Source organism: Streptococcus mitis (genome assembly GCF_946188375.1).
GTDB lineage: Bacteria > Bacillota > Bacilli > Lactobacillales > Streptococcaceae > Streptococcus > Streptococcus mitis_CX.
Window position 1 is genome coordinate 1 of sequence record NZ_CAMHUS010000050.1, and the last position, 280, is coordinate 280.

Annotated in this window: 1 protein-coding gene; it reads left to right on the forward strand. The window is 73.6% G+C overall.

What is annotated here, in order from left to right; genetic code table 11:
- The coding region (locus N8M16_RS10065; protein WP_261070152.1) for a diguanylate cyclase domain-containing protein at nucleotides 1-180 on the forward strand (180 nt) is incomplete at its 5' end.
- Nucleotides 181-280: the final 100 nt, after the last annotated feature.

Here is a 280-nt window from a genome sequence, read left to right on the forward strand (position 1 = left end):
GTACTGGCACTGACCGCCAGCATCGGCGTGGCCGGGCATGACGGCCACCCGGACTACGAGCGGCTGATGGCACGCGCCGACGCGGCGATGTACGAGGCCAAGCGCAGCGGCCGCAACCGCGTGGTGGTGGCCAGCACGGACCTGCAGGAAGCCCCGGGGCGGCGCGCGTTGCAACGCTGATCGGCAGCGCCGGACGCGCGGGTCAGCAGGTTTCGGCGCGGCGTGCCAGCCGCCACGCCGCCCACCACAGCAGTGCCAGCAACGCAATGCCGGCACCCAG